Source organism: Glutamicibacter sp. AOP38-B1-38 (genome assembly GCF_052377485.1).
Lineage (GTDB): Bacteria > Actinomycetota > Actinomycetes > Actinomycetales > Micrococcaceae > Glutamicibacter.
Genome location: NZ_JBQSWU010000004.1, coordinates 74,117 through 98,296 on the forward strand (window position 1 = coordinate 74,117; position 24,180 = coordinate 98,296).

At 66.0% G+C, this 24,180-nt stretch carries 23 protein-coding genes; 12 read left to right on the forward strand and 11 right to left on the reverse strand.

Features of this window, described 5'->3' with window-relative positions:
• Nucleotide 1: 1 nt before the first annotated feature.
• A complete protein-coding gene (gene istB, locus ACT3TP_RS03535) occupies nt 2-784 on the forward strand; it encodes an IS21-like element helper ATPase IstB (protein ID WP_444619375.1) in 783 nt (260 codons plus the stop codon).
• Nucleotides 785-1,225: 441 nt separating this feature from the next.
• Complete coding sequence (locus ACT3TP_RS03540; protein ID WP_096283963.1) at nt 1,226-1,705, forward strand: DUF2568 domain-containing protein; 480 nt, start codon at nt 1,226-1,228, stop codon at nt 1,703-1,705.
• Nucleotides 1,706-1,774: 69 nt separating this feature from the next.
• On the opposite strand, the gene ACT3TP_RS03545 is transcribed toward ACT3TP_RS03540, so the two are convergent.
• The 6 genes from ACT3TP_RS03545 to aroA are packed head-to-tail and all read right to left on the reverse strand — an operon-like array spanning nt 1,775 to nt 6,438.
• A complete protein-coding gene (locus ACT3TP_RS03545) occupies nt 1,775-2,185 on the reverse strand; it encodes a fluoride efflux transporter FluC (protein ID WP_096283961.1) in 411 nt (136 codons plus the stop codon).
• Nucleotides 2,182-2,574: a FluC/FEX family fluoride channel gene (locus tag ACT3TP_RS03550; protein WP_176484089.1), complete on the reverse strand. Its 393-nt coding sequence runs from the start codon at nt 2,572-2,574 to the stop codon at nt 2,182-2,184. The genes ACT3TP_RS03545 and ACT3TP_RS03550 overlap by 4 nt, the downstream gene beginning before the upstream one ends.
• Nucleotides 2,571-3,194: a metal-dependent transcriptional regulator gene (locus ACT3TP_RS03555; protein WP_096283957.1), complete on the reverse strand. Its 624-nt coding sequence runs from the start codon at nt 3,192-3,194 to the stop codon at nt 2,571-2,573. Before ACT3TP_RS03555 ends, ACT3TP_RS03550 begins: the two co-directional genes overlap by 4 nt.
• Nucleotides 3,195-3,196: 2 nt before the next feature.
• Nucleotides 3,197-3,991: an inositol monophosphatase family protein gene (locus tag ACT3TP_RS03560; protein WP_444619378.1), complete on the reverse strand. Its 795-nt coding sequence runs from the start codon at nt 3,989-3,991 to the stop codon at nt 3,197-3,199.
• A gap of 12 nt (nt 3,992-4,003) precedes the next feature.
• A complete protein-coding gene (gene rsgA / locus ACT3TP_RS03565; protein WP_105554293.1) occupies nt 4,004-5,098 on the reverse strand; it encodes a ribosome small subunit-dependent GTPase A in 1,095 nt (364 codons plus the stop codon).
• Nucleotides 5,098-6,438, reverse strand: a complete 1,341-nt coding sequence (gene aroA / locus ACT3TP_RS03570; RefSeq protein ID WP_255248350.1) for a 3-phosphoshikimate 1-carboxyvinyltransferase — start codon at nt 6,436-6,438, stop codon at nt 5,098-5,100. The genes rsgA and aroA overlap by 1 nt, the downstream gene beginning before the upstream one ends.
• A 202-nt stretch (nt 6,439-6,640) precedes the next feature.
• Here aroA and ACT3TP_RS03575 point away from each other — a divergent pair, with 202 nt between their 5' ends.
• Together ACT3TP_RS03575 and rsrA are read left to right on the forward strand one after the other, a co-directional pair.
• Nucleotides 6,641-7,291 carry a sigma-70 family RNA polymerase sigma factor gene (locus ACT3TP_RS03575; protein WP_096284260.1) on the forward strand — a complete coding sequence of 217 codons (651 nt, stop codon included), beginning with the start codon at nt 6,641-6,643 and terminating at the stop codon, nt 7,289-7,291.
• A 2-nt stretch (nt 7,292-7,293) separates the two neighbouring features.
• Nucleotides 7,294-7,554 (forward strand): mycothiol system anti-sigma-R factor, encoded by a 261-nt coding sequence (gene rsrA, locus ACT3TP_RS03580; RefSeq protein ID WP_096283949.1) that lies wholly within the window; start codon nt 7,294-7,296, stop codon nt 7,552-7,554.
• A gap of 109 nt (nt 7,555-7,663) precedes the next feature.
• Here rsrA and ACT3TP_RS03585 read toward each other — a convergent pair whose 3' ends face one another.
• From ACT3TP_RS03585 to ACT3TP_RS03595, 3 genes are all read right to left on the reverse strand, one after another.
• Entirely contained in the window at nt 7,664-7,738 is a 75-nt protein-coding gene (locus tag ACT3TP_RS03585) for a 50S ribosomal protein bL37 (RefSeq protein ID WP_374954809.1), read from the reverse strand.
• 121 nt (nt 7,739-7,859) lie between these two features.
• Nucleotides 7,860-8,465: a GDSL-type esterase/lipase family protein gene (locus tag ACT3TP_RS03590; RefSeq protein ID WP_096283947.1), complete on the reverse strand. Its 606-nt coding sequence runs from the start codon at nt 8,463-8,465 to the stop codon at nt 7,860-7,862.
• A gap of 165 nt (nt 8,466-8,630) precedes the next feature.
• A complete protein-coding gene (locus tag ACT3TP_RS03595; protein ID WP_444619381.1) occupies nt 8,631-12,389 on the reverse strand; it encodes a multifunctional oxoglutarate decarboxylase/oxoglutarate dehydrogenase thiamine pyrophosphate-binding subunit/dihydrolipoyllysine-residue succinyltransferase subunit in 3,759 nt (1,252 codons plus the stop codon).
• A gap of 431 nt (nt 12,390-12,820) precedes the next feature.
• On the opposite strand from ACT3TP_RS03595, the gene ACT3TP_RS03600 reads away from it, so the two are divergent.
• The 4 genes from ACT3TP_RS03600 (at nt 12,821) to ACT3TP_RS03615 (ending at nt 17,008) form a co-directional block, all read left to right on the forward strand.
• Nucleotides 12,821-14,143: a hemolysin family protein gene (locus ACT3TP_RS03600; RefSeq protein ID WP_444619383.1), complete on the forward strand. Its 1,323-nt coding sequence runs from the start codon at nt 12,821-12,823 to the stop codon at nt 14,141-14,143.
• Nucleotides 14,136-15,206 (forward strand): hemolysin family protein, encoded by a 1,071-nt coding sequence (locus ACT3TP_RS03605; protein ID WP_105554288.1) that lies wholly within the window; start codon nt 14,136-14,138, stop codon nt 15,204-15,206. The genes ACT3TP_RS03600 and ACT3TP_RS03605 overlap by 8 nt, the downstream gene beginning before the upstream one ends.
• A 103-nt stretch (nt 15,207-15,309) precedes the next feature.
• Nucleotides 15,310-16,143 (forward strand): metal ABC transporter ATP-binding protein, encoded by an 834-nt coding sequence (locus ACT3TP_RS03610; protein ID WP_444619385.1) that lies wholly within the window; start codon nt 15,310-15,312, stop codon nt 16,141-16,143.
• Between the two features lie 7 nt (nt 16,144-16,150).
• Nucleotides 16,151-17,008, forward strand: a complete 858-nt coding sequence (locus ACT3TP_RS03615) for a metal ABC transporter permease (protein WP_105554286.1) — start codon at nt 16,151-16,153, stop codon at nt 17,006-17,008.
• Between the two features lie 91 nt (nt 17,009-17,099).
• Here ACT3TP_RS03615 and ACT3TP_RS03620 read toward each other — a convergent pair whose 3' ends face one another.
• The gene (locus tag ACT3TP_RS03620; RefSeq protein WP_096283935.1) at nt 17,100-17,504 is read right to left on the reverse strand and encodes a Fur family transcriptional regulator; all 405 of its coding nucleotides are present in this window, start codon (nt 17,502-17,504) and stop codon (nt 17,100-17,102) included.
• Between the two features lie 137 nt (nt 17,505-17,641).
• Here ACT3TP_RS03620 and ACT3TP_RS03625 point away from each other — a divergent pair, with 137 nt between their 5' ends.
• From ACT3TP_RS03625 to ACT3TP_RS03640, 4 genes are read left to right on the forward strand one after another with little or no spacing between them, the layout of a single operon-like run.
• Nucleotides 17,642-18,361: an MBL fold metallo-hydrolase gene (locus ACT3TP_RS03625; RefSeq protein WP_444619388.1), complete on the forward strand. Its 720-nt coding sequence runs from the start codon at nt 17,642-17,644 to the stop codon at nt 18,359-18,361.
• Nucleotides 18,358-19,191 carry a sulfurtransferase gene (locus tag ACT3TP_RS03630; protein WP_444619390.1) on the forward strand — a complete coding sequence of 278 codons (834 nt, stop codon included), beginning with the start codon at nt 18,358-18,360 and terminating at the stop codon, nt 19,189-19,191. The genes ACT3TP_RS03625 and ACT3TP_RS03630 overlap by 4 nt, the downstream gene beginning before the upstream one ends.
• 20 nt (nt 19,192-19,211) lie before the next feature.
• Nucleotides 19,212-19,640, forward strand: a complete 429-nt coding sequence (locus tag ACT3TP_RS03635) for an HIT family protein (RefSeq protein ID WP_105554283.1) — start codon at nt 19,212-19,214, stop codon at nt 19,638-19,640.
• A gap of 31 nt (nt 19,641-19,671) precedes the next feature.
• The gene (locus tag ACT3TP_RS03640) at nt 19,672-20,028 is read left to right on the forward strand and encodes a hypothetical protein (protein ID WP_444619392.1); all 357 of its coding nucleotides are present in this window, start codon (nt 19,672-19,674) and stop codon (nt 20,026-20,028) included.
• Here ACT3TP_RS03640 and hrpA read toward each other — a convergent pair.
• Nucleotides 20,025-23,966: an ATP-dependent RNA helicase HrpA gene (gene hrpA / locus ACT3TP_RS03645; protein ID WP_444619394.1), complete on the reverse strand. Its 3,942-nt coding sequence runs from the start codon at nt 23,964-23,966 to the stop codon at nt 20,025-20,027. The genes ACT3TP_RS03640 and hrpA overlap by 4 nt on opposite strands.
• Nucleotides 23,967-24,180 lie beyond the last annotated feature (214 nt).

Here is a 24,180-nt window from a genome sequence, read left to right on the forward strand (position 1 = left end):
AATGGCTATCACCACCACACATACGGCCCCGCTGCTCCCGCCTGAGATTGAGCAGCAGTTACGTGCTTTGAGGATGCCTCACGCACGCGTGGCAGCACCTGAGCTGTTGGCAACGGCGAAATCCCAGCGGTGGGAACCGGTCGAAGTATTGCGAGCGTTGCTGGAAGAAGAGATGGCAGGTCGTTCCCGCTCGGTGACTGCGACCCGTCGCAAAGCTGCAGGTTTCCCCTCGGGGAAGACGTTTGATACGTGGGATCCTGCGCTTTCAACGATTCCGGTGGCTACGCAGCAAGCGTTGCGTAGCTTGGAATGGGTGCAGCGTAAAGAGAATCTGGTGCTTGCAGGACCGTCAGGGACCGGCAAAACTTTTTTCCTTGAAGCGTTGGGTCAGCAGGCGGTGGATCAGGGGATGAAAGTTGTCTGGTTCACGCTGGAGAAGTTAGCCGGGATTATCCGGTCGCACCGGGTGGATGCCACGGTGAACAGGGCTGTTGACAAGGTGCTTCGGGCAGATTTAGTCGTTATTGACGATATTGGCCTGTTGCCGGTGCCCCAGGATGCTGCTGAGGCTTTGTATCGGGTGGTTGATACCGCGTATGAGAAACGTTCGGTGGCGATTTCTTCGAATTTGCATCCGTCGGGGTTTGACGAGTTGATGCCGAAGACGTTGGCTACTGCGACGGTGGATCGGTTGTTGCATCATGCTCATATTTGCCAGACCAGTGGCGATTCGGTGCGGTTGACGCAGGCGTTGGCTGGGGTGGGGGTGAGCTCGTTGACGTAACCCATATCAATGGTGGGCTGTTGTTGTTGTTGATGGTCACTGCCATACTGGCTTTTATTGTTCAGTGGGCAGTGGTGGTGACCGTCAGTGGGCAGTTTTGTTGGCCATCAGTGGGCATTTTTCGTGGCCACCGTTGGGCAGAAACCAATGTCCCTTGACATGGGGCGGACGAATACCGGTCACCTATGGACTGCAATCGCGCGGAACATAGCAGTGACCAGAGTGATGATCGTTGATTGCGCAACGTTTACAACACCGAAAACTCCTGTCGCCAGCAGTCGTCGAAACACCGCTTCCAGGGCCCCTGCCATGTGTGGTTAAGATAGGTAACAAGGAGCCTTGCGAGCGAGTCATGTCGCGGGGCTATGGTTTAGCACTTAGACTTAAACAGAACGGCCAAGCCGACGGCCAGATCGCTGAAACGGAGTGAGATCGAAAACGATGGGTAAAAACGGTTCCCAGCGGGTATCACCGGTAATTTCGGCACTCTATGCTGTGGTCGCATTCCTCCTCGAAGTTGGTTTGCTTTTCGCCGCTGCGCTGGCCGCCATTGCTTTCATTCCGTGGCCGACGATTCCATCGATCCTCGTGGTCGTAGTGCCTTTGTTGATCATCTGGGCGCTGTTCTTCTCGCCTAAGGCGAAGTTCCGGCTCCGCTTGCGCACACGCTTGATGCTCATTCATCTGTTCTACCTGGTCGGTGCCTACGTGCTCTGGCTGAGCGTGGATCATTCATTCACCGATCAATCGCAAATCTGGGCGATCGCGATGCTGTCGTTGACCGGCATTAGCGCAATCCTGATCCTGGCCACCGGCGGATACGTGGTTCCACATGACCGCGAGAAGCGCGGTCCGGCCACCCCGCCCCCTGTGCAGGATGCCAAGCGCAGCCAAAATCGTGGACGCCGCGCGGCACGCTAAGTTTTCACGGCTAGTAATGAGGGGCTCGGTCAACTGACCGGGCCCTTGCTCGTACCCGCCAGGCGAGGTTTAGACGTTCAGCAACCAGCCCAGCAGCCCGGCGATTCCGGCAAATACCAGCGTGCCTAACAGGAACATGATGGCGCGGGCGCGGTTTACCTCGTAGAGCAGGTGGAAGCCGACGAAGAGGGTGCTTGCAGTGGTCAGCGAACCGCAGAACCCGGCAGTCAGCAACCATAAACGGTCCGCGGCAGATAAGGTGCCAGCGAAGCTGTCCCGGGTGAGCTCTAGTCCGTGAGCGTGCGCATAGCCAAGGAAAAGGCCCAGCGCGAAGGTGCCGACGATGTTGGCGGTGAGGATTCCCAGCGGCCAGCCACGCCAGAGGCTGTGGGTATCGTCATGGGTGGCGGGAAGCGCTCGGTCAAGCAGGTATCGTCCCACCGCGCCTAGCGCCCCAGCCAGCAGCAAGAGTCCGATCATGGGCGGCCCTTGGATGCTGGTACCAGACGGAGGATCACTCGGTGGGTGGTGAAGACCGCGGCAAGGCACAGCGTGACGGTCAGGGCCAAATAGCCCAGGTAGCCGGTGGCGCTCATCGCGGTGAAGAGCAGCAGCACGGTGGACAGGGTGGTGAATGCGCCAAAGAAACCGGTACCGGCGGCCAGCTGGAGCAGCGGATTCAATGGCCTGCGGGCGCCGTAGGCGCTCAGCCCGGCCAGGGCGGTGCTGCCCAGCACATTGACCAGCAAGGTCGACGCGGCCCACTCGTTGGCTGGCAGAAGCATGTCCACCCCGACCCGGGCGTAGGCTCCGAGTGCGCCGCCAATTGCTACCGCAAAGAGCCGGTAGACGGTCTGCCTGCGAATCACAGTTCGCGAACCCAGATCAGCGATGCCGAGATGTAATCCAAGCCGTGCGGAATCTCGATAACCGCTCCGGGGACGAGTCCCAGGTCCTTGGCGCGGCGCAGGAATTCCGGGTCCTCGTCGCTGACCCGGCAGATGACCGCGCGCGGTCCGTCGAAGCGGTCCAGCCGTTGCGCATCGCGTGCTGCGAGCACACCGGCGGCCGAGGGAATTGCGTCTCCGTGCGGGTCTACCGCCGGGTGGCCCAGCCGTGCGTGCAGTGCGTCGATGAATCGGTCGGTGACGGTATGCTCGAGCTGTTCGGCCTCGTCGTGGACCTCATCCCAGCCATAGCCGAGCTCATCGCGCAGGAAGGTCTCCAGGATGCGGTGCCGGCGCACCATGCGCAGCGCTTCGCGCCGCCCGGTGGCGCGAAGCGAGATGGCCCCGCGCGGGATATGGTCCACCAGGTTCTTAGCCGCCAGCTTCTGCACCATCGCGGTGGCCGAGGCGGGGGATAGGCCCAGCTGGTCGGCCAGCGCACCGGTGCCGACCGGGGTCTCTTCCCACTCGGTGAGCAGGTACAGCGCCTTGAGGTAGTCTTCCTCGCTGGTGGTCAGCTTGCGCGGATCATATCCGGGCATGGCTAGCCGCGGTTCAGGTAGGGCAGGATCGCGTCGTGCAATTTCCCGTTGCTGGCCAGCGCATTGCCGTCGTGGCAGCCCTCCACGCCGGCGATGGAGGTGAAGCGGCCGCCGGCCTCGCGCACGACGGGGACCAGCGCGGCCATGTCGTAGAGTTCCAGTTCCGGTTCGAAGGCGGCGTCCACCGCGCCCTCGGCGACCAGCGCGTAGGACAGGAAGTCGCCGTAGCCGCGGGTGCGCCAGGCCGTCCCAAGCAGTTCGAGCAGGCCATCGAGCTTGCCGCGTTCCTTCCAGCCGTTCAGCGAGGCGTAGGACAGCGAGGCGTCGGGCAGTTCGGCCACCGCCGAGACCGCCAAGCGGCGTTGGCCTTCGCTGCCCGGCTCGGTGACGAATGCCCCCAGCCCGGTGGCCGCATGCCAGCGGCGGGAAAGCGCCGGAGCGGAAACCACGCCGAGCACCGGCTCGTCGTCGATGAGCAGCGCGATCAGCGTCGCCCACACCGGCACGCGGCGCACGAAGTTCTTCGTCCCGTCGATCGGGTCGATGACCCAGCGCCGGGACCCGGTGCCGTGCACCCCGAATTCCTCGCCGAGCACCGAATCTTCGGGGCGGTGCGCGGCGAGCTCTGCGAGGATCAGTTCCTCGGCGCCGCGGTCCGCGTCGGAGACCGGGGTCATATCGGGTTTGGTTTCCACCCGCAGGTCGTTGGAACCGTAGCGGGCCAAGGTGAGCGCATCGACCTTATCGGCCATCGCCAAGGCGAATTCAAGGTCTTGCTGCAAGGTGTATTCGGCCATGGTGTGGTGGCGCTAGAGCGCGCCCAGCTCCTTCTCGTGCGTGGTGTCCTCGGTGGTGATCAGTCGGCGGTAGGAAGCCAGCCGGGAGGCGGCGGCCGGAGGCGTTTGCGGATCCTGCACCCAGGCTTCCAGCGCGCAGCCGGCGGCGTTGGCCTGGTGGTTGCAGCCGCGCGGGCAGCCGGTGGCGATATCTGCCAGCTCCTCGAAAGCGCCCAGGATATTGTCCGGATCCACCAGGCCCAGCCCGAAGGACCGGATGCCGGGGGTGTCGATCAGCCAGCCGCCGGCGGCCTCGCCCAGGCGCAGCGCCAGCGCATTCGATGAGGTGTGCCGGCCGCGGCCGGTCACCGAGTTCACCTGCCCGGTGGCACGGGTGGATCCGGTCAGCGCGTTGACCAGCGTGGATTTGCCCACCCCGGAATGGCCGAGCACCACCGAAACGCAGCCCGAGAGCAGTTCTTCGAGTTCCTCCAGCGCGCCGACCGCTAGCCGGGCGCTGGATCCGTCGGCACCGCGCGCATCCACGCCGGTGGCCTCATCCCCGGTGGTGCGCGAGATGACTACCGGCAGCGCCAGCCCCTCGTAGTGGCCCAGGAATTCGGCCGGGTCCTTCACATCGGCCTTGGTCACGCAGAGCACCGGCTGGATCCCGGCATCATAGGCGGCCACCAGGGCGCGGTCCACGAAGCCGGTGCGCGGCTCGGGGTTGGCGGCGGCGACCACGATCACCAGCTTGTCGACATTCGCCACGACCACCCGCGCGGTCGCGTCGGTGTCATCGGCGCTGCGGCGCAGCAGCGTGGTGCGTTCCTCGATGCGCACCAGCCGTGCCAGGGTGTCCGGCTTGCCGCTGGTGTCGCCGACCAGCGCCACCAGATCCCCGGGCACGACCGCCTGGCGGCGCAGCTCGCGGGCGCGCGCGGCGACCACGATCCGCTCCTCGGGCGTGTCCTCGTCCAGGATTGCCGTGTAGCGGCCGCGGTCCACGGTGATGATGCGTCCGATGACCGCCTTCTCGTAGGCCGGGCGCTCCTTGGTGCGCGGGCGGGAGCCCTTCTTGTTGGGCCGGACCCGCACCGTGAAATCGTCGTATTCGCTGTAGCTCATCAGCCTGCCTGACCCGGTGCGCCGGGCGCTGCGGTGCTGGCCATCTGCGCCCAGAGCTGCGGGAAATCGGGCATGGTTTTTGCGGTGGTGGCGATGTTCTCCACGCGCACCCCTTCGATGGCCAGACCCAGCAGCGCGCCGGCGGTGGCCATCCGGTGGTCCTCATAGCTGTGCAGGTCCGCCGCCTGCAGCGCCCCGGGTTCGATGCGCAGCCCATCCTCGGTGGCGCGCACCCGGGCGCCCACCTTGGACAGCTCGGTTTCCAGCGCGGCGAGCCGGTCGGTTTCGTGGCCGCGCAGATGCCCGATGCCGTGCAGCGTACTCGGCGCATCGGCCAGCACGCACAGCGCCGCCAGGGTGGGAGCCAGCTCGGAGGCATCCGCGTAGTCGATCCCGTGGATGGTTCCGGAACCGCGCACCGAGAGCACCCCGTCCGCGGAGCGCGAGACCTCGGCGCCCATGGCGCTGAGGATCTGCACCCATTTGCCCCCGACCTGGGTGGTGTTTTCGGGCCAGAAAGGCACCCGCACGGTGCCCGCGGTGGCCAGCGCCGCGGCCAGGAACGGTCCGGCATTCGAGAGATCCGGTTCCACGGTGACGGTGAAGCCGGCGATGGCGCCGGGAGCGATCTGCCAGCCGCGCCCGTCGGCGTCTTCCGCGACCGCAACGCCTAGTTCGCGCAGCGTGGCCACGGTCATCAGGATGTGGTCGGGGCTGGCGATATGCCCTGCGGCGGCCCGCAGGTGCAGCCCGCCGGGCAGCGCATGCCCGATGAGCAGCATCGCGGAAATGAATTGGGAGCTGGCCGAAGCGTCGATGGTGACCGATTCGCGCGCGGCCACCGCGGAGGCATCCATGGTGAAGGGCAGCATGGAGGGCTGTGCGTGGAAATCGAATCCGACGCCGAGCGCGGCCAGCGCGTCAAGCACCGGGGCCATCGGGCGCACCCGGGCGGCGGGGTCCCCGTCAAAGTGGACCTTCGCCCCGGTGACTGCCGCCAGTGCGGGCACAAAGCGCATCACGGTGCCGGCCAACCCGCAGTCCACGCGCGGGGTTTCGGCGCCCGCGGGGCCACCTGGGGTGAGCACCACCGTGGTGGAGCCGTCCTCCTGCGCGGTTCGCTGAACGCGCACGCCGAACTGCTCCAGAGCACGCAGCATCAGTTCCGTATCGCGGCTGATCAGCGTGTTGTGGATCGTGGAGGGTGAATCTGCCAGCGCGGCCAACACCAGATACCGGTTGGTCAAGGATTTCGACGCCGGAACGCTCACCGTCGCATCCAGCGCGCCGGAGGCAAAAGGTGCCTCCCACCAGTTCAGCTCGCTTCCATGAGTGCTCACAGAGATAATCGCACTTCCTTCAAATCAGCCGTCGGACTCTTGGCACAATTCTAGCCGAGAGCGTGGCGGGAATATCCGCATAGCTACCGCGGTTGAGATAAGTGTGACGACGATTGAAGACATTCAGACGCAGCAGACGGCTTGCCCCGGTGTGAGCCGCACCCTGTCCAGCCATCGGGCCAAGCGCGTAGACTCTGTGGTGATGACTGATAACACCGTGGACACGGACTTGCCCGATGTGAGCAAGGAGACCGATCAACAACGTCGCGAGCGCTTCGAACGCGATGCGCTGGGCTATGTCGACCAGCTGTACTCGGCGGCGCTGCGCATGGCGCGCAACCCGTCGGACGCCGAAGATTTGGTGCAGGAGGCCTTCACGAAGGCCTACTCGGCATTCCATCAGTACAAGCCCGGCACGAATCTGAAGGCTTGGCTGTACCGGATTCTGACGAACACCTACATCAACCTGTACCGCAAGCGGCAGCGCGAGCCGCAACGCACCTCCACCGACACGGTCGAGGACTGGCAGATGGCCGCCGCGATGGAGCATTCCTCCACCGGGTTGCGCTCCGCCGAGGCCGAGGCCTTGGACCACCTGCCGGACTCCGATGTGAAGGCTGCGCTGCAGTCCATCGGCGAGGACTTCAGGATGGCTGTCTACTTCGTGGACGTCGAGGGCTTCAGCTACAAGGAAGCGGCCGAAATCCTCGGGGTGCCGATCGGCACGGTGATGTCCCGGCTGCATCGCGGACGCAAGTCGTTGCGTGAACTACTCGCAGATTATGCAGCCGACCGCGGCATCAAGCCGGCGGAGAGCAAAACCAAGGCCACAGCGAAGAAAGCAGAGAAGTAGCGATGGACTGTAACTCATTGGGGGATTGCGCCGATGACCGCATGGTGCGCATCTATGAATACCTGGACGGCGCGTTGACGCTGAATGACCTCAAAGACGTCAAGGCACACCTGGATCACTGCCCGGAATGCACCGAGCAGTACGACCTGGAATGCATTATCCGTTCGGTGGTGCGCCGCAGCTGCCAGGAGCATGCCCCGCAGCAGCTGAAGGCGAATATCATCACGCGTATTTCGCAGATTCGGATCGAATCCGGACACTGATTGTCGCGCTTTTGCCGCCGGCGCGAGGCGCAGGCGGCCAAGGGCATAAGAAAAACCCCGTATCCTTCGAAAACTTCGAATGCTACGGGGTTCTTTTTACTCGCATCGCTTAGCTGTTTGGGCGCTTGCCATGGTTGGCACCGCCACGCTTGCGATCTTTACGCTTACGCGAACGCTTCGACATGGTGACTCCTTTGCGCGATCAATATTTCTCTTCCCGATCTCCCGGGTCGGCTAGTAGTCTTTCACACCTTGATGTGATTTCCCTAACCAGAGGCATGGGCCGCGATCTGCTGCCCGACGGCTTAGCTGGCGTCGGGTTCGGGCAACTCCAGCCAGGAGTACCAGCCGCGGTGCAGCACCAGCCACGCCATCAGCCCATAGCCGGCCTGTCCGGGCACTCCGCCGGAAGCCGTCAGGTCGCTGCGCCACTGCGAGTGCGCCCGCAAGGGCGTGAAGGTGTCGATGTAGTGGTGGTTGCGGCGCAGGGCCACATCCGAATAGACCCGGTTCAGTTCCGCGACGCGTTCGTTGCGTGCATCATCCAAGCCCGGGGCCGGGCCGACGAGCAAGGCCTTGATGCTCATCTGCGAGGCCGAGTCGAGAATGTTTGCCAGGTTCAGCCGGCTGCGCGCGGTGGTCAGCCCGAGGTCGACGTCGCGATCGGAGAGCGCGATGACCAGACGGTTTTCCACCTGATCGCCGAAACGGCGGGAGGCTTCCCCCATCCAGCGTTCGGCCAGGGCCTCGGAACCTTCGGCGGGGCTGGCGAGCACGAAGGACTGCAAACGCAATGCCGGGTCCTGGGTCCGAGCCATCACGCGGCCAAACCAGCCCAGCGCACGCGGGTCACCATGTCCTGCAAGTAGCTCATCGCCGATGGCGGTGATGCGGATGGTGCGAAACTCCAACTTGGCGACCTTTCGTTGGGAAATCTGAATCTTCGTCAACCTTAGCAGTGTTGACTTGCCGGATCGGGGAGGACAAAGCGGGTTAAATGCCACAGCCGGCGAACCCGGCTCCGTGATGACGGGGTCGGGTTCGCCGGCTGTGCGCCGTTGAACCGAGCGTGTCGGCTAGCGGGCGAAGGCCTGCTTCAGCAGCACCGCGGCTTCGGCGTCGTGGCGCTTGGCGGTACCGGCAGAGGTCGCGGCCGAGGCCGGACGCGAGACCAGGGTGACCTTCTTCTCCAGCTCCGGGGCGACGTACAGGCCGAAGAACGGCCATGGGCCCTGGTTGGCTGGTTCGTCCTGAACCCACGAAACCTTGGCGTTCGGGTACTTGGCCAGCTCGGCAGCGATCTGCTCGGCCGGAGCCGGGTAGAGCTGCTCAACGCGGACGATCGCGACCTTCTCATCCTGCGCCTTGGTGCGCGCGGCGAGCAGATCGTAGTACAGGCGACCGGAAACCAGCAGCACCTTCTCCACGGCCTCCGCATTGGCGATCGACTTGTCGCCGATGACCTCCTGGAAGCCGCCGGTGGTGAAGTCCTCCACCGAGGTGGCCGCGGCCTTCAGGCGCAGCAGCTGCTTCGGGGTGAAGACGATCAGCGGCTTGCGTGGCCGGGCGTAGGCCTGGCGGCGCAGCAGGTGGAAGTGGTTGGCACCGTTCGAAGGCTGGGCGACCACCATGTTGTTCTCCGCGCACATCTGCAAGAAGCGTTCGATGCGCGCCGAGGAGTGGTCCGGGCCCTGGCCTTCGTAGCCGTGCGGCAGCAGCATCACCAGGGAGGTGGACTGCGACCACTTCTGCTCGGCCGAGGAGATGAACTCGTCGATCACGGTCTGCGCGCCGTTGACGAAGTCGCCGAACTGCGCTTCCCACAAGACCAATGCATTCGGGCGTTCCACCGAGTAGCCGTATTCGAAGCCGAGGGCCGCGTATTCGGAAAGCAGCGAGTCGTAGATCCACAGCGGTGCCTGGTCATCGCTCAGGTGGTGCAGCGGGTACCACTCGTTGTCGTTCTCGCGGTCGTGGAAGACCGAGTGGCGCTGCACGAAGGTGCCGCGGCGCGAGTCCTGGCCTGCCAGGCGAACCGGCACGCCTTCCATGGACAGCGAGCCGAGGGCCGCCAGCTCGGCGAAGCCCCAGTCGATGCCGCCTTCGCGGGACATCTTCTCGCGGCGTTCGAGCAGTGCCTTGAGCTTGGTGTGCATGGTGAAGTCTTCGGGCACCGCCAGGTGGGCCGCGCCGATCTTCGCCAGCGTCTGCTCGCTGATCGCCGAACCGCGGGCGCCATCGACGGTGTTCTCGTCGGCGGCCTGCGCGAAAGGCTTCTCCAGGTCGTTGATGGTCGAACCCGGGGTGATGATCGGGATCGGGGAGGTCTGGGCGGCATGCGTCTCGGAGAAGATGCGCTCCAGATTCTCCTTGTATTCGGCCAGCACGTTTTCGGCTTCTTCCTGCGTGATGTCACCGCGGCCGACCAGGGCCTCGGTGTACAGCTTGCGGGTGGAGCGCTTCGCTTCGATCAGGTTGTACATGATCGGCTGGGTCATCGAGGGATCGTCGCCCTCGTTGTGGCCGCGGCGGCGGTAGCAGATGAGGTCGATGACCACGTCCTTGCCGAACTTCTGGCGGTACTCGAAGGCCATCTGGCCCACGTGCACCACTGCCTCCGGGTCATCCCCGTTGACGTGGAAGATCGGTGCCTGCACGGTGCGTGCCACATCGGTGGCGTACACCGAAGAGCGCGAAGAACTCGGAGCGGTGGTGAAGCCGATCTGGTTGTTCACGATCACGTGCACGGTGCCGCCGGTCTTGTAGCCCGGCAGCTGGCTCATCGCGAGCACCTCGGAGACGACGCCCTGGCCGGCGAAGGCCGCGTCGCCGTGCACCAGGATCGGCAGCACGTTGTTCTTCGAGCCCATGCGGTCCAGCTTCGCGCGGGTGATGCCCTCGAGCACCGGATCCACGGCTTCCAGGTGCGATGGGTTGGCCGCCAGATAGACCTTGGTGGCGTTGCCGGCGTCCGAGGTGTAGGAACCCTCGGTGCCCAGGTGGTACTTCACATCGCCCGAACCCTGGACGGAGCCCGGGGTTGCGGTGCCCTCGAATTCGCGGAAGACCTGCGCGTAGGTCTTGCCGGCGATGTTGGTCAGCACGTTCAGCCGGCCGCGGTGCGCCATGCCGATCGCGACCTCGTCCAGCTGCTCGTCGGCCGCGTCGGAAATGATCGCATCGAGCAATGGAATCAGCGATTCACCGCCCTCCAGGGAGAAGCGCTTCTGGCCGACGAACTTGGTCTGCAAGAAGGTTTCGAAGGCCTCGGCGGCGTTCAGCTTGGAGAGGATGCGCAGCTGTTCGTCGCGGGTCGGCTTCGCGTAGCCGGACTCCAGCTTCGCCTGGAACCACTCGCGTTCTTCCGGGTTCTGCAGGTGCATGTACTCGGTGCCGGTGGTGCGGCAGTAGGCGTCGCGCAGGATGCCCAGCACGTCGCGCAGCAGCGCGCGGTTCTTGCCGCCCAGTCCGCCGGCAACCCATTCGCGATCCAGATCCCACAGGGTCAGCCCATAGGTCTGGATGTCCAGGTCCGGGTGCTTGCGCTGGATGTATTCCAGCGGGTTGGTATCGGCCATCAGGTGGCCGCGCACGCGGTAGGAGTTGATCAGGTGCTGGATGCGGGCGACCTTGTTGACCGCCAGGTCGACGTCGACCTGGTTGTCGATGGCCCAGCGCACCGGTTCGTATGGGATGCGCAGCTGCTCGAAGATCTCATCGTAGAAGCCCTGCTCGCCGAGCAGCAGCGCCTCGACCAGCTTCAGGAATTCGCCCGAACCGGCACCCTGGATGACGCGGTGGTCATAGGTGGAGGTCAGCGTGATGTGCTTGCCGATGCCCAGGGACGCGACGGTCTTCTCGGATGATCCGCGGTACTCGGCCGGGTATTCCAGCGCGCCGACACCGATGATCGCGGCCTGGCCCTTGGACAGGCGCGGCACCGAGTGCACGGTGCCGATGCCGCCGGGGTTGGTCAGCGACACGGTGGTGCCGGAGTAGTCGTCGGCGGTCAGCTTGTTATTGCGGGCGCGCTTGATCAGGTCTTCGTAGGTGGCCCAGAACTCGTTGAAGCTCAGGGTCTCGGCGACCTTGATATTCGGGACCGCGAGCATGCGCGAGCCGTCCGGCTTTGGCATGTCGATCGCGATGCCGAAGTTCACGTGGGCCGGCTGGACGGCGGTCGGCTTCTTGTCGATCACGTCGTAGGTGACGTTCATCGACGGGATCTGCTTCAGCGCGCGAATCACGGCGAAGCCGATCAGGTGGGTGAAGGAGATCTTGCCGCCGCGGGCACGCTTGAGGTGGTTGTTGATGACGATGCGGTTATCGATCATCACCTTGGCCGGAACCGCGCGCACGGTGGTGGCGGTCGGCACGGTGAGCGAAGCATCCATATTGGTTGCGATGGCCTTCATTGGCCCGCGCAACGGGGTGCGCTTCTCCTCGCCGTACAGCTCGGTGGAAGGCGTAGCCTTCGGAGCCTGGGCCGGAATCGGAGCCGTCTTCGGCGCCGCTTCCTTTGCTGCTGGTTCGGCTTTGGCCGCGGCTGTCGCGGGAGCCGATTCGGTGCTGCGCGCCTCGGCCGCGGCGCGTGGTGCGCCCTGGCCGTTGGCTGCAGGAGCAGGTTTCGCCGCCGCCGCCGGCGGCGCGCTCGGCGCGGCCTTGGCCGCTGGTGCTGCCGGTGCGTTGTTTTCGGTGGTGAGGGACTCGAAAATGTCCCACCATTTCTTATCGACCGAGTTCTTATCGACGAGATACTGCTGGTACAGCTCGTCTACTAGCCACTCGTTTCCACCAAACTCTTCAGTAAGTCGGTGGTGTGCTTGCTCTGGCACGTGCAACGCCTCTTCCCTGATTTCTACGTTGTTCTAGCTTGAGCCGGTGGTAGCCCGAGGACGTGAATAATGGCCACCGATACTCACAAGATTTCTAGACCTGCGCCCCAGTCTAGTGACTTTTTCAAAGGTTTTGCCACGAGTCGTCAGGAATATCTCGAAAGTGGCGCTTAACACTGCCCGTTTAGCTTGTTTCCCGTGCCGCTGGTCGTGCGTGCGTGGCTATTGTGCGCGAAGCAGGATCATTGGATAGAATGAGTCGCACTATGGAATCTCATTCTCCTAGCCGGACCGCCGCCCGCGGGCGCAGTGCCGGCCATCTTTGCCATCGTCCCGAAGGCTCCGCCTCCCAATTGGAGCCTTCTAGTTGCCGCTTACGGCAAATTAGACGCAACTTAACCCATCCAATCCGGGGGCGTGGTTAGCCGCCCATGGAATGGATCTACATACTTTTCGGCCTGCTGCTGATTCTGGGCACCGGCTTCTTCGTGGCCGTGGAATTCTCCCTCGTTGCCCTCGACAAGAGCACCGTTCAACAGGCCATCGATCGCGGCGAACGCGGTTCCAAAGCTCTTTTGCAGTGCCTGACCTCGCTCTCCACCCAGCTTTCCAGCTGCCAGCTGGGCATCACCCTGACCACCCTGCTCACCGGCTATGTGCTCGAACCGGCGATGAGCAAGCTCCTGGCCCCGGTGCTCGAGAACCTCGGCGTGGTGGGAGCCAGCTCCAAGGCCATCTCGGTGGTCATCTCGATGGTGATCGCCACGCTGCTCTCGATGCTGATCGGCGAGCTGGTGCCCAAGAACCTGGCCATCGCGAAGGCCATGGCCGTGGGCAAGGCGCTGGCCCGCCCGCAGCTGATCTTCACCGCCATCTTCAAGCCTGCCATCGTGCTGCTCAACGGTTTTTCGAACTCGGTGCTGCGCAAGTTCTTCGGGCTGGAGGCCAAGGAGGAAATTTCGGCCGCCCGCAGCGCCCAGGAGCTCGCCTCGCTGGTGCGCCGCTCGGCGGAACTCGGCACGCTGGACATCCAGACCGCGCGCTTCGTGGAATCGACCATCGAATTCTCCGAACGCACCGCGGCCGATGTGATGACCCCGCGCACCTCGATGTCCACCATCGAGTCCGAGGCGGCATTATCCGAACTGATCCTGATGAGCGCGGACACCGGGTTCTCCCGGTTCCCGGTCACCGAGGGATCGAGCGATGACATCCAGGGCATCTGCCATGTCAAGGCGGTGGTCTCGGTGCCGCGCGAACGCCGCGCGGCACTGCAGGTCGGCGAATTCGCGCGCGATGCGCTCTACGTGCCGGAAACCATCCACCTCGACGTGCTGCTCGAGCAGCTGCGCGCCGCGGAGTTCCAGGTGGCCATCGTGATGGACGAGTACGGCGGAACCGCCGGGCTGGTCACTCTGGAGGACCTGGTCGAAGAGATCGTCGGCGAGGTCTCCGATGAGCACGACGAGGACGAGGAAGAGGCGGTCACCCAGCCGGACGGCAAGTGGCTGTTCCCCGGCATGTACCGCCCGGACCAGGTCAACGAGCACTTCGCCAGCGATGTCATCGCCGACGATTCGGCCTACGACACCATCGGCGGGTTCATGCTCTCCGAACTGGGGCGTTTGGCCGAACTGAACGATACGGTGCACACCGAGGCGGGAATTTTCACGGTGACCGAGCTCGATGGCCGCCGGATCGCCCAGGTGCGCTTCGAACCTGCCGCGCGGACCAAGGAGGAGACCAATGAGTGACTTCATCGGGCTGGCCTGGCTGGTCGTGCTGCTGGCGGTCAATGCATTTTTCGTCGCCGGCGAATTTGCGGTCATGTCCGCGCGCCGCTCGCAGATCGAGCCGCTGGCCGACGAGGGAAACAAGCGGGCGAAGATCGCGCTGTATGCGATGGAGCACGTCTCGATCATGCTCGCGGTCTGCCAGCTGGGCATCACCGTCTGCTCGCTGCTGATCCTGAACATCTCCGAACCGGCGCTGCACCACCTGCTGGAGGTGCCGATGACGGCGCTGGGCATGCCGGAGCAGATCGCGGACACCGCCGCCTTCCTCATCGCGCTGGTGCTGGTGACCTTCCTGCACGTGACCTTCGGCGAAATGGTGCCGAAGAACATCTCGGTCTCCGTCGCCGACAAGGCGGTGCTGGTGCTTGCCATGCCGCTGGTGGGCGTGGCCAAGGTGCTCAAGCCGATCATCTCGATGCTCAACGGCGCGGCGAACCTGTTCCTGAAGCTCTTCGGCGTCGAGCCGCAGGACGAGGTGACCAGCTCCTACACCGCCGCGGAGGTCCGCTCGATCATCGACACCTCCTCCCAGGAGGGCACGCTGCGCAACGAGCATGCGCTGCGGCTGACCAAGGCGCTGGAATTCTCCACCGTCACGGCCGCCTCCTGCATGGTTCGGGTCGATGACCTGTTCACCCTGGAGTGGGGGCAGACCACCGCGCGCGAATTCGAGAAGAAGGTCGGCAAGACCGGCTACTCGCGCATGCTGATCACCCGCGACGAGGTGCCGGTGGGCTACTGGCATGTCAAGGACGTGATGCTGATCGACGACGCGCACTCCACCGCGCCGCTGCGCGACCTGCCGCTGCACCCGCTGGGCGTGGTCAAGCAGGACGCGGAAATCGAGGAGGCGCTGGAGAGCATGCGCCAGGAGGGCAACCACCTCTCGGCCGTGGTCGACGAGGCGGGGCACACCATCGGCGTGCTGTTCCTGGAGGACATCATCGAGGTGCTGGTCGGCGAGATCAGCGACTCGACGCAGAAGCGCCACGCTCCACCGAGCAAGGCGAACGGCAATTAGTCTCACAGCCAAACGCGTAATGCGAACCAGTCGCAACTGGTAGGATTGACTGCGGCACCGCTTCAGCGGTGCCGCAGTCTTCTTTAAGCGCGAAAGCCGGTTCATGAGCACATCCCCGATTGTCACCTTCGACGCCGCACGCCTGGCCTTCGGGTCCCGGGCGCTGTGGGAGGGGCTGGACCTGCAAGTGCAGCCCGGGGAGTTCTTGGCGGTGCTCGGGCCCAACGGCTCGGGCAAAACCAGCTTTATCAACACCATGCTCGGCACCACGGCCCTGAACGCCGGTACCGTGTCCATCGCCGGGGACCCGGTGCGCCGCGGCTCGGAGCTGGTGGGCCTGATCCCGCAGCAGCGCCCCTTCGGCGACAACGTGCCCCTGCGCGCCCGCGACCTGGTGGCCCTGGGCGTGGACGGCAACCGCCCCGGCATCCGGCTGGCCCGCCGAAAGGTTCACGCGAAGGTGGACGAACTGCTCGAGCTGGTCGGCGCGCAGGACTACGCGCACCGCCCGGTCTCCGATCTTTCCGGCGGCGAACAGCAGCGGCTGCGCGCCGCGCAAGCGCTCGCAGGGGATCCGCGGGTGCTGCTCTGCGACGAGCCGCTGCTCTCCCTGGACCTGCACCACCAGCAGGCGATCAGCGAGGTGATCCACCGCCAGGCCGTGCAGCACGGGGCCGCGGTCATCTTCGTCACCCACGAGATCAACCCGATCCTGCCCTATGTGGACCGGGTGCTCTACCTGGCCGAGGGCAAATTCCACCTGGGCAGCGTCGACGAAGTGATGCGCTCCGAGGTGCTGAGCGCGCTCTATGGCGCCCCGGTGCAGGTATTGCGCGTGAACGGGCGGATCGTGGTGGTCAGCGGCGACGGGAACCGGGCGCTGCCGCCGGATGGGCATGAGCACCCCGAAGACCACGCACTAGAGACCGGAAGGTAGGCGCGCGATGAATTTCGCAGACTTCCTGGAGCGCACGCTGAATTTTGATGACTACGCGCAGCTGCTGCCGCTGGTGACCAACTCGCTGATCGCCGGGGCGGCGCTGGGCATCGTCGGCGGGCTGATCGGCATCTTCATCATGATGCGCGATATGGCCTTCGCGGTGCACGGCATCGCCGAACTCTCCTTCGCCGGGGCGGCCTTTGCGCTGCTCATCGGCGTGGATGTGGTCACCGGCTCGGTGTTCGGCTCGCTGGTCGCGGCGCTGGTGCTCGGCGTGCTGGGCACCCGGGCCAAGGACCGCAACTCCATCACCGGGGTGCTGATGCCCTTCGGCCTGGGGCTCGGGATCCTGTTCCTCTCGCTCTACGAGGGGCGCAGCGCGAATAAGTTCGGACTGCTCACCGGGCAGATCGTCGCGGTGGACGATGTGCAGCTTTCCGGCATGCTGGCCCTTTGCGCGGTGGTGGTGCTCGCGCTGCTGGTCGTCTGGCGGCCGCTGACCTTCGCCTCGGTGGACCCGGTGCTGGCCAACGCCCGCGGGGTGCGCACCGGCGGGCTGTCGATAATCTTCATGGTGATCCTCGCCCTGGCGGTGGCCGTGGCCATCCAGGTGGTCGGCGCGCTGCTGGTGCTGGCGCTGCTGATCACCCCGGCCGCCGCGGCCCTGCGGATCAGCTCCAACCCCGGGCTCACGGTGTTCCTGGCGATTCTCTTCGCCGAAATTTCGGTGCTCGGCGGGATCCTGCTGGCGCTGGCCGGCTCGCTGCCTATCAGCCCGTATGTGACCACCATATCCTTCGTGATCTACCTGGTCTGCCGGGGGATCGAGGCGCTGCGCTCCCCGCGCAAGCACCTGGTCTAGCCGAGCGGGCCACCGGCCCGCTCGGCGCAGCGCAAAGGCCGCCCACCGTAAATGGCGGGCGGCCTTCGCCTTTGGGGTTCGATGGAGCCGTTCAGCTGGCCTTGCGGCGGCACTCTTCGCAGAGCCCGTAGATTTCCACGGTGTGCTCCGGGTCGGTGAAGCCGTTCTCCTGCGCGACGCGCGCGGCCCAGCGCTCCACCGCCGGGGCGAGCACCTCCACGGTCTTCGAGCACACCCGGCAGACCAGGTGGTGGTGGTGCACCTCGGTGAGGCACTGGCGGAAGCGCGCCTCGCCGTCGCCGCTGCGCAGCACGTCCACCAGCCCGTCGTCGGCCATGGACTGCAAGAGCCGGTAGACGGTGGCCAGCGAGACCTTCTTCTGCGTATCCACCAGCCAGCGGTGCAGTTCCTGGGCGGTCGCAAAATCATCGACCTCGCCCAAGGCCTCGGCCACCGCGAGCCGCTGCTTGGTCACGCGGGTTTCTGGCTGCACCATCGACTTGCACCATTCCTTCTGAAAAGCTGTTTCGGGCGAAACGCGTTCGGCCCCGTTCCACCCAATTTTAGCCAACTTTTCGGCCGAGTGCGTGTCAGTGGCTGGCCGAGGGCGCGCCGTCGGCCTAGGCTGAAGCTATGCGCATCACACTACGCGGGCATTCCTGCTTGGAAGCCACCACCATCGACGGTTCGCTGCTGCTGGATCCGGGCAGCTTTTCGCAGCTGGACGGGGCCTTCGCCGGCGTCAGCGCCGTGCTGCTCACCCACCAGCACCCCGACCATGCGGACCAGCGCCAGATCCTCGCCGCGGTGCAGGACAGCTCGCTGCTGCGCGTGTATGCCCCCGATGCGCTGGCCCGGATCCTGCGCGAGCAGCTGCCGGCGCCCAAGCGGGCGCAGATCATCACCGTGGCGCCGGGGGAGGACTTCGTGGTCGGCGGCATCCGGGTGCGCACCTTCGGCGGAACCCACGCCAGAATCCACGGCTCGATCGAGCTGGTGGCCAACGTCGGCTACCTGCTGGGCGACGAGCAGCTCTTCCACCCGGGAGACAGCTACCAGGTGCCGATCGGGATCCGCCCGCAGGTGTTGCTGCTGCCGCTGATGGCCCCGTGGGCGAGGATCGGGCAGACCATGGACTTCGCCACCGCGCTGAACGCGCCGGTCTGGGTGCCGATCCACGACGGGCTGCTCAACGAACGCGGGCTGAACCTCTTCGACACCATGCTCGGCGCCCGCGCCGAAGCCACCGGCAGCCTGCTGCGCCGGCTGGAGGCGGGCACCACCCACCTGCTCGACGAGCTGGCCGAAGGCAGCGGGCAGAATTCCGGAACACCGGCGGGAGAGAGAAAATGAACACGCTGATCAGCGCCGGAGAACTCACCGCCAGGCTAGCCGATGAAAGCCTGGTGCTGCTCGATGTGCGCTGGGTGCTCGGCCGCAAAGACGGGCAGGAGCACTACGCCGCCGGGCATATCCCCGGCGCGGTGTTCGTCGAACTGGAGACCGAGCTTTCGGGGGCGACCGGAGCGCATACCGGACGCCACCCGCTGCCCGAACCGGCCGACTTCGAGGCCGCCGCGCGCCGCTGGGGGATCGGAGCGGATTCCTTCGTCGTCGCCTACGACGATTCCGGGGCGCTGGCCGCCGCCCGCGCCTGGTGGCTGCTGCGCCACGCCGGCTTTGAGAACGTGGCCGTGCTCGACGGGGGACTGGATGCGTGGAAGGAACGCGGCGGCCACCTGGCCACCGGGATCGAAACCAGGGAGCCGTCGGAGGTGGCGCTGAGCTGGGGCGGGATGCCGGTGCTCGAATACCAGGAGCTGGCCAGCTACTCCGGCACGCTCATCGACTCGCGCGCCACCGCCCGCTACCTGGGCATCCAGGAGCCGATCGACCCGGTAGCCGGGCATATCCCCGGGGCGCGCAACCGGCCGACCACCGACAACCTCGACGCGCAGGCCAAATTCTTTTCCGCCGAGCGGCTCGCGGCGGCCTTCGCCAAAATCGCGCCGGAAAACCTTCCGCTGGCGGCCTATTGCGGCTCCGGGATCACCGCCGCCCACCAGGTGCTCGCCGCCGAGCACGCGGGCCGCACGGCCGCCCTCTACCCGGGCAGCTGGTCGCAATACTGCTCCTACCCGCAGTCTCCGATCGCCACGAGCGATGAACAACACCGTCACTAACCGAGCCGAGAAAGGCCGCCATGAGCACGCTCTTCACCAAAATTATCGACGGCGAGATCCCCGGACGCTTCATCTGGTCCGATGAGAGCTGCGTCGCGTTCCTGTCCATCGGACCGCTGACCGACGGGCACACCCTGGTGGTCCCGCGCGCGGAGATCGACGAATTCACCGACGCCGACGAGGCGCTGCTCAGCCACCTGAACCTGGTGGCCGCGAAGATCGGCCGCGCGCAGAAACGCGCCTTCAACGCGCAGCGCGCCGGGCTGATGATCGCCGGTTTTGAGGTGCCGCACCTGCACGTGCATGTATGGCCGACGAACTCGCTGGCCGATTTCGACCTGTCCAACGCGATGCTGAACCCGGAGGCGGCACGCATGGACGCGAGCGCGGCCAAGCTGCGTGCGGCCCTGCGCGAAGACGGGCACAGCGAATTTGTGCCCGCCGATTGAGCCTGCGCGGTTCATCCGCTACCAGTCGCTGGTGCCCAATCAACGCGGGGTGCACCCCGGCATTTTCGCGCTGGTCAACAAGCTGGGCGCGCAGGGGGAACTGAGCCCGGCCGAGCACGCGCGCTGGCGGGCCGGAAACGACTGGTACAACGCGGCCTACCCGAATCCGAGCCTCAGCGACCCGCAGGTCTACGACCGGGCGCTCAACCCGGGCGCGGCCGCCTGGTTCAAGCACGGCGCCGTGCACCTGCTGGCGCGCGTGGAGCCCTACCTGCTGCTGCTCGATGCGCACCAGATCCGTTGGGAACGGCTGGAAACTGCCGATCCGGGCCGCATCATCTACGAGGACCCGGTGCAGGTGATCGCCGCCGGCGGGCCCCGCGGCTAGAGCGCCGCGAGCCCGTCCTTGATGGCCTTGCGGATGCGCTTCTCGCTGACCGAATAGGCGGTGCCCAGCTCCTGGGCGAACAGCGAGATGCGCATCTCCTCGAGCATCCACTTCACCTCGCGCAGCCCGGCCGGGGTGCGCGCGCCCTCCGGCACCCGCCCCAGCGCGCCGTCGTAGTCGTCCTCCAGCTTCTGGATCACCGTCAGCGACTGCCCGTCGCGGGTGACCGCCCCGGAATTGAGCTTCACCAACCGCGATTCGATGCCCGCCAGGTAGCGCGGCAGGCGCATCAGGTGCGCGGCCCCGGTGGCGGCGATGAACCCGGGGTAGATCAGCTGCTCCAGCTGCGAGCGGATGTCGCTGACCGCGGCGTACATCGCCAGCGACTTGGTGGACTTCAGCGCATTCGCCACCCGGGTCGCGGCGCCGAACACCTGGGAAATCACCGAGGTGATCGAGAAGACCGTGTCGATCTGCTCGGCGCGCACGGTTTCGAAGAGCTTCTCGTAGCCCGCCTCATCCATCGGTAGCGCCTCGGGCACCAGCTTGTCCACCGCGGCCATGGTGCAGTCGGCGATCAGCTCGTCGATCGACCCGTGCGGGTTCTGGCTGAAGGCCAGGCGCTCGGCATTGCTCAGGTGCCCGATGACGAACTTCGCCGCCGGCGGCAGGCGCAGCATCAGCAGGCGGATGATCCCGGCCCGGTGCGCGGCATCGCGTTCGGCCGCGGTGCGGTAGACGCTCAGCGCCGCATCCTTGCCGGCGTCGTGCAGCCCCGGATAGGCGGTGATCTCCTGGCCCATCACCGTGGTGGTGACCTGGGCCGGCAGCGCGTTCCCGGCCGTGTGCAGCTTCGGCCAGCCGGTCAGCCCGCGCTGGTCCCACTGCCCGGAGCCAGGCGCCGACTTCGGAGCCTTAGCCGGCGGGGTGGCCTTGGATCCCTTCACGCCCTTGGCCTGCGCCGGGGCCGCGGCGCGCACGGTGGCGGGGGAGTTGACCTGGCTGGCCAGCGCCGCCCGGTTCGCCGCGGCCAGCTTGTACTGCAGGGCGGCGAGGTCATCGCCGTGCCCCAGCGGCTTGCCCGCGGCGTCCACCACTTCGAAGCCGAAGCGCAGATGCGCCGGCAGCGTCGAGAAGTCGAAGATCGCCGGGTCCACCACGATGCCGCGCAGCCGGCGCAGCACCAGTGCCAGGGAAACGGCCAGGTCGTCGCTGCCCGGATCGAAGTCCGCGTCGAGCATGGCCAGCGCCTGGCCTGCCACATCCGGGGCGGGCACGAAGTTCTTGCGGATCGCCTTGGGCATGGAGCGGATCAGCGCGGTGAGCAGCTCGTGGCGCAGCCCCGGGATCAGCCAGGCGAAGCGCGCCGGATCGAGCTGGTTGAGGAACACCACCGGCACCTGCAGGCTCACCCCGTCCCCTTCGGCGTCGGCGGCGGCCGGGTTGTACTCGTAGCTCAGCGGCAGCGCGATGGACCCGTGGGACCAGGTGCGCGGGAACGCGGTCTCATCGAGCTGCTGTGCGTCGCCGGCGAGCACCGCGGCCGGATCGAAGTCCAGCAGGCCCGGATCCTTGGCCGCCGCGCGTTTGAACCAGCGGTCGAAGTGCCGCTCGGAGACGACCTCTTCGCCCAGCCGCGCATCGTAGAAGTCGAACAGGTCTTCGTCGGAGATGCGCAGATCGTGGCGGCGCATCCGGGTTTCGAGCTCCTCCACCTCGGCGAGCACCGCCCGGTTGCGCTCGAAGAACTTGTGGTGGGTGCGCCAGTCGCCCTCCACCAGCGCGTGCCGGATGAACAGCTCGCGGGCCAGCGGCTTATCCACCCGCCAGTAGTGCATGCGGCGCTTGAGCACGATCGGCAGCCCGAAGAGCGTGACCTTCTCGTAGCCCATCACCGAGCCCATTTTCTTGGACCAATGCGGCTCGGAGTAGCTGCGCTTGAGCAGATTCGGGGCGAGCTCCTCCACCCAGGCGGGGTCGATGACCGCCGCGGTGCGCGCCCAGAGCCGGGAGGTCTCCACCAGCTCGGCGGCCATCACCCAGGTCGGGGACTTCTTGAACAGCGCGGAGCCGGGGAAAATCGAAAAGCGCCCGCCGCGCGCGCCCTGGTAGTCGCGTTTGCGCTCGTCATAGAGCCCGATATGCCCCAGCAGCCCGGAGAGCAGTGACTTGTGCACCGCATCCTCGTTGGCCGCCGGGTCCACCGGGGCCGCGGCGACGGTGATGTCCAGCGACTTGGACAGCTGGCGCAGCTGGGTGAACAGGTCCTGCCATTCGCGCACCCGCAGGTAGTTGATGTGCTCGGCCTTGCACAGCCGGCGGAAGGCGGAGGAGGACAGCTCCTTCTGCTGCTCCTGCAGGTAGGCCCAAAGATTCAGCAGCCCGATGAAGTCGGACTTCTCATCTTTGAAGCGCTTATGCAGTTCGGCGGCGCGTTCGCGCTGCCCGGTGTCCTCGCTGGGCCGCTCGCGCGGGTCCTGGATGCTCAGCGCGGCGGCGAGCACCATCAGTTCCTTCGCCACGCCGCGCTCCGCGGACTCCAGGATCATCCGGCCCAGGCGCACATCCAGCGGCAGTTGGGCGAGCTTGCGGCCGATCTGCGTGACCTGGGCGCGCTTGTCTTCGCCCAGCGCGCCCAGTTCGCGCAGCAGATTCACCCCGTCGGAGATCGCCCGCGCGTCCGGCGGCTGCACAAAGCCGAAGTCGGCCACGTCGGCGGCGGTGGCCACCACGCCCATGGAGATCATCTGCAGGATCACGCTGGCCAGCGAGGTGCGCAGGATCTCGGGGTCGGTGAATTCCGGGCGCGCGGCGTAGTCCTCTTCGGAATACAGCCGGATCGCGATGCCCTCCGAGACGCGCCCGCAGCGGCCCGAACGCTGGTTCGCGCTGGCCTGCGAGACCCGCTCGATGGGCAGGCGCTGGACCTTGGTGCGGTGCGAATAGCGCGAAATGCGCGCGGTGCCGGTGTCGATCACGTACTTGATGCCCGGCACGGTCAGCGAGGTTTCGGCCACGTTGGTGGCCAGGATCAGCCGCGGCGCGGACCCCGGATGGAAGACCCGGTGCTGTTCGGCCAGCGAGAGCCGGGCGAACAGCGGCAGCACCTCGTAGCGCGGCAGCCGCTTGTTGCCGGCCACCATCGCGCGCAGGGCGTCGGCGGCGTCGCGGATCTCGCGCTCCCCGGAGAAGAAGATCAGGATGTCTCCGGGCTCCTCGGCGGACAGCTCGCGCACCGCGTCGGTCACCGCATCCAGCGGGTCGCGCTCCTCTTCCAGCGCGTTCGCATCCGCCTCGTCCGGCTCTTCACCGCCGGCCTCCAGCGGCCGGTAGCGGATCTCCACCGGGAAGGTGCGCCCGGAGACCTCGAGGATCGGCGCGGGCACCAGCGCACCTGCAGCGTCCCGGGTGCCGAAGTGCGCGGCGAAGCGTTCGGGGTCGATGGTTGCGGAGGTGATGATGATCTTCAGCTCCGGGCGCTGGACCATGATCTGCTTGAGGTAGCCGAGCAGGAAGTCGATGTTCAGGCTGCGCTCGTGCGCCTCGTCGATGATGATCGCCGAGTACTTCTTCAGCAGCCGGTCGCGCTGGATTTCGGCGAGCAGGATGCCGTCGGTCATCACCTTCAGCTTCGTGTTGCGCGAGACCTCCCCGGTGAAGCGCACATGGAAGCCCACCTCGTCGCCGATGCTCGTGCCCAGCTCCTCGGCGATGCGCTCGGCCACGGTGCGCGCGGCCAGCCGGCGCGGCTGGGTGTGCCCGATCATGCCGTGCTTGGCCAACCCGAGCTCGAGCAGCATCTTGGGCAGCTGGGTGGTCTTGCCGGACCCCGTTTCACCGGCGATGATCACCACCTGGTTCTTGCGCACCGCATCGAGGATGTCGGCGCGGCGGGCGGAAACGGGAAGGGCTTCGGGATAAGAAATGGTGAGGGCCATGATGAGCCCATTCTATTCCGGCCAGGCAGCTGCCGGCAGACACCGCGACTCACCACGCCCGCGGGGGCGCAAAACCGGGCACGCGCCGGCAAAATCCCTTGATTTGCGTCACAGCATGGCGATGTCAATTTTTTAATCCGTCCACCGAAAGGCCGGCAGCCTCTCGTCTCCGAATACGGATGTGCGCCCGAGAGCACGCCAAATGCCCACTTGT

Coding starts and splice junctions, on each gene's coding strand:
- hrpA (WP_444619394.1), bottom strand. CDS start 23,966: ATGGCCCTCACCATTTCTTATCCCGAAGCCCTTCCCGTTTCCGCCCGC.
- ACT3TP_RS03630 (WP_444619390.1), top strand. CDS start 18,358: ATGAACACGCTGATCAGCGCCGGAGAACTCACCGCCAGGCTAGCCGAT.
- ACT3TP_RS03615 (WP_105554286.1), top strand. CDS start 16,151: ATGAATTTCGCAGACTTCCTGGAGCGCACGCTGAATTTTGATGACTAC.
- istB (WP_444619375.1), top strand. CDS start 2: ATGGCTATCACCACCACACATACGGCCCCGCTGCTCCCGCCTGAGATT.
- ACT3TP_RS03555 (WP_096283957.1), bottom strand. CDS start 3,194: ATGCCCGGATATGATCCGCGCAAGCTGACCACCAGCGAGGAAGACTAC.
- ACT3TP_RS03540 (WP_096283963.1), top strand. CDS start 1,226: ATGGGTAAAAACGGTTCCCAGCGGGTATCACCGGTAATTTCGGCACTC.
- rsgA (WP_105554293.1), bottom strand. CDS start 5,098: ATGAGCTACAGCGAATACGACGATTTCACGGTGCGGGTCCGGCCCAAC.
- rsrA (WP_096283949.1), top strand. CDS start 7,294: ATGGACTGTAACTCATTGGGGGATTGCGCCGATGACCGCATGGTGCGC.
- ACT3TP_RS03600 (WP_444619383.1), top strand. CDS start 12,821: ATGGAATGGATCTACATACTTTTCGGCCTGCTGCTGATTCTGGGCACC.
- ACT3TP_RS03560 (WP_444619378.1), bottom strand. CDS start 3,991: ATGGCCGAATACACCTTGCAGCAAGACCTTGAATTCGCCTTGGCGATG.
- ACT3TP_RS03635 (WP_105554283.1), top strand. CDS start 19,212: ATGAGCACGCTCTTCACCAAAATTATCGACGGCGAGATCCCCGGACGC.
- ACT3TP_RS03545 (WP_096283961.1), bottom strand. CDS start 2,185: ATGATCGGACTCTTGCTGCTGGCTGGGGCGCTAGGCGCGGTGGGACGA.
- ACT3TP_RS03625 (WP_444619388.1), top strand. CDS start 17,642: ATGCGCATCACACTACGCGGGCATTCCTGCTTGGAAGCCACCACCATC.
- ACT3TP_RS03610 (WP_444619385.1), top strand. CDS start 15,310: ATGAGCACATCCCCGATTGTCACCTTCGACGCCGCACGCCTGGCCTTC.
- ACT3TP_RS03605 (WP_105554288.1), top strand. CDS start 14,136: ATGAGTGACTTCATCGGGCTGGCCTGGCTGGTCGTGCTGCTGGCGGTC.
- ACT3TP_RS03620 (WP_096283935.1), bottom strand. CDS start 17,504: ATGGTGCAGCCAGAAACCCGCGTGACCAAGCAGCGGCTCGCGGTGGCC.
- ACT3TP_RS03575 (WP_096284260.1), top strand. CDS start 6,641: ATGACTGATAACACCGTGGACACGGACTTGCCCGATGTGAGCAAGGAG.